5 protein-coding genes are annotated in these 5,198 nt (G+C 68.5%); 2 read left to right on the top strand and 3 right to left on the bottom strand.

The window, feature by feature from the left end:
- Nucleotides 1-296: transketolase C-terminal domain-containing protein (locus tag ACOADB_RS19135; protein ID WP_378602041.1), on the top strand; the 296-nt coding region annotated here is incomplete at its 5' end.
- Between the two features lie 37 nt (nucleotides 297-333).
- Here the strand turns inward: ACOADB_RS19135 and ACOADB_RS19130 are convergent.
- Entirely contained in the window at nucleotides 334-1,431 is a 1,098-nt protein-coding gene (locus tag ACOADB_RS19130) for an NAD-dependent epimerase/dehydratase family protein (protein ID WP_378602038.1), read from the bottom strand.
- Nucleotides 1,432-1,622: 191 nt separating this feature from the next.
- On the opposite strand from ACOADB_RS19130, the gene ACOADB_RS19125 reads away from it, so the two are divergent.
- On the top strand, nucleotides 1,623-2,627 hold the full coding sequence (locus ACOADB_RS19125; RefSeq protein WP_378602035.1) for a hypothetical protein: 1,005 nt from the start codon (nucleotides 1,623-1,625) through the stop codon (nucleotides 2,625-2,627).
- 16 nt (nucleotides 2,628-2,643) lie between these two features.
- Here ACOADB_RS19125 and ACOADB_RS19120 read toward each other — a convergent pair whose 3' ends face one another.
- Together ACOADB_RS19120 and ACOADB_RS19115 are read right to left on the bottom strand one after the other, a co-directional pair.
- Nucleotides 2,644-3,804 carry a zinc-binding dehydrogenase gene (locus ACOADB_RS19120; RefSeq protein ID WP_378602032.1) on the bottom strand — a complete coding sequence of 387 codons (1,161 nt, stop codon included), beginning with the start codon at nucleotides 3,802-3,804 and terminating at the stop codon, nucleotides 2,644-2,646.
- Nucleotides 3,805-3,854: 50 nt separating this feature from the next.
- A partial coding sequence (locus ACOADB_RS19115; RefSeq protein WP_378602029.1) for a flavin-containing monooxygenase occupies nucleotides 3,855-5,198 on the bottom strand: 1,344 nt, incomplete at its 5' end.

Genomic DNA, 5,198 nt, shown 5'->3' with positions numbered 1-5,198 from the left:
GACTGCGCGAGCACGGCATCGCGACCACGGTCGTCGACATGCGCTGGCTGTCGCCGCTGCCACTCGACGGGTTGCGCACGCTGGCCGAGGACTTCCCGGCGGTGCTCGTGGTGGACGAGACGCGCGCCAGCGGGGGAGTGTCCGAAGGGGTCGTCACCGGCCTGCTCGAGCACGGCTACCGGGGCCGGCTCTCGAGGGTCGCCAGTGCCGACACCTTCATCCCGCTCGGCCCTGCGGCCGCGACGGTGCTGCTGTCCGAGGAGGACGTGGTCGCCGCCGCCCTGTCCGGGCGGTGACGAGCCAGTCCTCAGTGCCGGTCGTCAGCCGGAAGCGTCAGTCGGCGAGGACGTGCCGCGCGCCGGCCTTGGTGAACAGGTCCTGGTTCTTGGCGTACCACTCGACCGTGCGGTTCAGGCCCTCTTCGAAGTCGATCTTCGGGGTGAAGCCGAAGTCGTGCAGCTTCGACGAGTCCAGGAACTGGTCCGGGATCTCGATGAAGTTGTCCGGCTTGGGGATGGTGACCGACTCCAGCTTGTTGTCGAGCATCCCGCCGATCTGCTCGATGACCTGGCGCACGCTGCGGATGTTGCTGAACTCCTGCGGCTCCTTGCCGTCAGCAGTGGTGAAGCTGCCGACGTTGTACGCCGCCCAGCCGTAGGTCGCACGACCGGTGCTGGGGATGTCGGTGTTGTAGTGGCGCTCGACGTTCTCGGCGAGGAAGAGGTAGGAGTCGACCAGGTCGTCGATGTAGACGTACTCGCGCAGCACGTCGGCGTTGCCCAGGTTGATGACCGGGGCCTTGCCGTTGAGCATGCGCAGGCTGGTCCGCGGGATCAGGCGCGAGAAGTTGAGGTCGCCCGAGCCGTAGATGTTGCAGCTGCGGACGATCAGGGCGGGCACCTTGAACTGGAACCCGTAGGTCTGCGTGATCATGTCGGCGCAGGCCTTCGACGCGCTGTAGACGTCCATGCCGCGCAGCGCGTGGCCCTCGCGGTACGGCAGCGGCTCCGGGTCGTCGAGGTCCGCGTGGTCGCCGTACGACTTGTCGGTCGAGGCGATGAGCACCCGCGGGATGTTGTTGATGCGCGCGGCCTCGAGCACGTTCATCGTCGGCAGGATGTTGTTGTGCAGCGTGCTCATCGGAGCGTTCGCTGCGTCACCCACGATGGCCGAGGCCGCGAGGTGGAAGATCGTGTCGATCTGGTGGCGGTTGCACAGGCGCTGGACCTGCGCGAAGTCGTCCATCTCGCAGACCTCGACGTCCGGCCGGCCGTCGAAGCCGAGCAGGGCGGCGGTGGGCACGGGGCGGTTGTGCCGCACGGTGATGGTGACGAGCGCGCCGCGGCGGATGAGGGCCTCGGTCAGGTTGCTGGCGACGAAGCCGTCGCCGCCCGTGATGAGGACACGCTTGCCGTACCAGAAGTCGTTCATGGTGGGTGATTTTTCCTGTCGGACTCATTGGGCGCCTGCCGCACGTACGGCGACAAATACACCCACGCAAACTGCGAAATTCGGCGTGGGGGCGGCCGAATTCGGTGACCATTGGTCGAGCGGGCGCGACTCTATCAGCGGCAGGATCGATATGGTGGCGACTGCCAGATCTCGCTCAACAAGGAGTGTCGTTGCAGACCCCAGTCGTCATGTTCGTGTTCAACCGACCGGACCTGACCCGGCGCACGCTGGCCTCGATCAGGGGCGCGAAGCCCGAGAAGTTGTTCGTGATCGCCGACGGCCCGCGGGCCGGGAACGAGAACGACGAGCGGCTCTGCGCCGAGGTGCGCGCGCTGTTCGACGAGGTCGACTGGCCGTGTGAGGTGCTGCCGCGGTTCGCCGAGACCAACCGTGGGCTCGACCCCAACATCGAGGCCGGCATCGACTGGGTGTTCTCCCAGGTGCCCGAGGCGATCTTCCTCGAGGACGACTGCATCGCCGACCCCACCTTCTTCGTGTACTGCGAGGACCTCCTCGAGCGCTACCGGGACAACAAGGACGTCTGGCTGATCTCCGGCGACACCCACGAGGTGCCCGAGTCCTACTTCGGTGACAACAGCTACGACTTCGCGACCTGGGCCAGCATCTGGGGCTGGGCGAGCTGGGCCGATCGCTGGCAGGCCCACCGGGCGCTGTTCGACCGTCAGCACGTCCCCGTCGACGAACCCGGCCGCCTGATTCCGCCGCACCGCGCGGTGCCCGCACCGCCGCACCCCGACGCCCTGGTCTCCGAGGCGGGTCGCCGCCACTTCACCAAGGTCGCCGAAGATGTCGACCCGTCGTCGTACTTCTGGGACCACCACTGGTGGGTCACGATCATCAACCAGAACGGCCTCTCGGCCGTGCCGCGTCACAACCTGATCGAGAACGACGGGTACGGCGAGGGCGCCACCAACGTGCGCGCGAAGAAGGACTCGATCCCGGCGCGCCCACTCGAGCTCCCGATCCGGCACCCCGCCGCGGTGGTGCGCAACCGGAAGGTCGAGGAAGAGCTCGAGCTGGTGATGGTGCGCACGGACAGCCTGCTGCCGCGCATCGTCAAGTCGATCATCCGGCCGCTGTGGCTGCGCGCGATCGTGCGCAAGATCGTCACGCAGCCGCTGATCTGGCGGCTGGTGCGGAAGGTCCTCCGCTAGGTCCCGCGGATCCTGGTCAGATCGCCGTGGTGTCCGAACGGGGATCGACCAGGATCTTGGCGTGCTTCTCGGGGTCGCCGAGTGCAGAGAACGCCGCTTCCACGCCGGCGAGCCCGACGGTGCCGGTCATCAGCGGTGTGGGGTCGACCTTGCCGTCGGCCATCAGGTGCAGCGCCTCGCGGAACTCGGTGGGCAGGTAGCCCAGCACGAACCGCAGGTCGATCTCCTTGTTGATCGCGATCGCCGGACGGATCGCGTCGCTGCCCATGCAGACGCCGACGATGACCACGCGTGAGGAGATCGGCGCGCTGGCGATGACCTGGTCGATGATGCCGGGCACGCCCACGCACTCGAAGATCACCGGTCCCTCGGGCAGGGCGCCGAGCTTCTGGGCCGTCTCCATCGCGGTCCACCACGGCAGCAGGGGTACGGCGCGCAGCTTGGTCATCGAGTCCACGGCGAGGTCGAACAGCCCCGCAGCGGTGACGTACTTCCCGCGGGCGTCGGCGGCGTCGTACGGCGAATCGGTGGCCGGGTTGACGACGACGTCGGCACCGCACTGGGCGGCGAGCGCGCGGCGGCCGGGGGAGAAGTCGCTGGCGATGACCGTGCGGACCCCCGACGCCTTGAGCAGCGAGATCACCGCGAGGCCGATCGGGCCGCAGCCGATCACGACCGCGACCTGGCCCTTCTTCACCTGCCCACGGCGTACGGCGTGCAGCCCCACCGCCATGGGCTCGGTCAGCGCGGCCTTGTCGGAGGGCAGGCCGTTGGGCACGGGCATCGCGAGGGCCGCCTGGACGACGACCTGCTCGGCGTACGCGCCGGGAGCGTGGACGGAGAGTCCGGTGGTGTGGACGGCACCGCCGGTGCGCAGGATCGGCATCGCGACGACGCGGGTGCCGGTCTTGATCTCCTTGCTGGTCCGCGGCCCGCGGTCCACGACCTCGCCGCAGAACTCGTGGCCGAAGACCACGGAGTCGCCGGCACGCATGAAGCCGTCATAGCCACTCGCCGCGGCCGCGTCGGCCATGTCGTCGGCGTGCACACGGGCGTGCAGGTCGGACCCGCAGATGCCGCAGTGGTGCACGTCGAGCAGCAGGTGGCCGCGACCCGGCTCGGGTGCCGGGACGTCGGTGACCTCGAGCTTGGTGTCGTGACAGACGACGGCCTTCATGGCTTCTCCTCGGAGTTCGGTGCGTGTGCTTGGTGCGGGGCCGCGACGGTCTACGCGTAGGTGTAGTCGTCCAGGTCGTAGCGTGCAGCCTCCCACTTGGTCTCCAGCGTGAGGGCCGGCCGCAACGGCACGTCGCCGTGCGCGTCGAAGTAGTAGCTGTTGGCCGTCGCACAGGCATCGCGGAAGAACACCTGCTGGGGTCGGCGGCCCAGCATCCGCTGGAAGTAGGCGTCGTTGGCCTCGGCGGTCACCTCGACCCGGGTCGAGCTGCGGCGGCGCGCCTCGCGCAGCGCGCGGACGATGTGGCGGCTCTGCGCCTCGATCAGGTTGAAGTACGACGACCCGTTGAAGCCGTAGGGCCCGAGCATCATGAAGAGGTTGGGGAAGCCCGGCATGCTGACGCCCTGGTAGGCCTGGAAGCGGTTCTCGTCCCACCACGCCTCGAGGTCGAGGCCGTCGGCACCGACGACCGGGATCGGCGGCATGTTGCCCTTCTCGAAGACCTTGAAGCCGGTCGCCAGGATGAGGACGTCGATCTCGTGCTCGACACCGTCGGTGGTGCGCACGCCGCTGGGCGTGATGGCCTCGATGCCGGTGGTCTCGAGGACCACGTTGTCGCGGTTGAAGGCCGACAGGTACCGGTTGGAGAAGCTGGGGCGCTTGCAGCCCAGGCCGTACTTCGGCGTCAGCTTCTCGCGGGTCACCGGGTCCTTGACCTGCTGGCGGAGGAACGCGCGGCCGATCCGCTCGGCACCGTCGGCCAGCGGTACGACGCCGTAGAAGTGCGCGGCGATGGGGAAGTTCGCCTCGACGAACGCCTCACTGATCGTGCGGGTCAGGGTCTTCGCGCCGGGCACCCGCAGCGCCGTACGCAACGGCCAGGCGAGCCGTGCATCGGGCTTCGGCAGGCACCAGATGGGAGTGCGCTGGAACACGGTGAGCTGCTCGACCTCGGGCGCGATGGTGGGGATCACCTGCACTGCGGAGGCGCCGGTGCCGATGATCGCGACCCGCTTGCCGCTCAGGTCGACGTCGTGGTCCCAGCGTGCGGTGTGCAGGGTGGTTCCGGTGAACGACTCGACGCCGGCGATGTCCGGCAGCTTCGGCTGGGTCAGCGCGCCGGTCGCGACCACGACGTTGCGCGCCACGATCTCGTCACCGTCGGCGGTCTCGAGCGTCCACTCGTGCGTGTCGTCGTCGAAGCGGGCGCCGGTGACGCGGGTGTTGAAGCGGGTCCGCTCGCGCAGCCCGTACTTGTCCGTGCAGTGCTCGGCGTAGGCCTTGAGCTCGGCACCGGGCGCGTAGACGCGCGACCAGGTGTTCCGCTGCTCGAAGGAGAACTGGTAGCTGAACGACGGGATGTCGACACCCACGCCCGGGTAGGTGTTCCAGTG

This window comes from Nocardioides sp. CPCC 206348 (assembly GCF_048654705.1).
Classification (GTDB): domain Bacteria; phylum Actinomycetota; class Actinomycetes; order Propionibacteriales; family Nocardioidaceae; genus Nocardioides.
Note: the sequence above shows the minus strand (reverse complement) of the source record. Positions and strands in the feature narration are given on the sequence as shown.

What these genes read in the sequence shown, in the direction of transcription:
- ACOADB_RS19130 (WP_378602038.1), bottom strand. Translation starts at nt 1,431, where the DNA reads ATGAACGACTTCTGGTACGGCAAGCGTGTCCTCATCACGGGCGGCGAC.
- ACOADB_RS19120 (WP_378602032.1), bottom strand. Translation starts at nt 3,804, where the DNA reads ATGAAGGCCGTCGTCTGTCACGACACCAAGCTCGAGGTCACCGACGTC.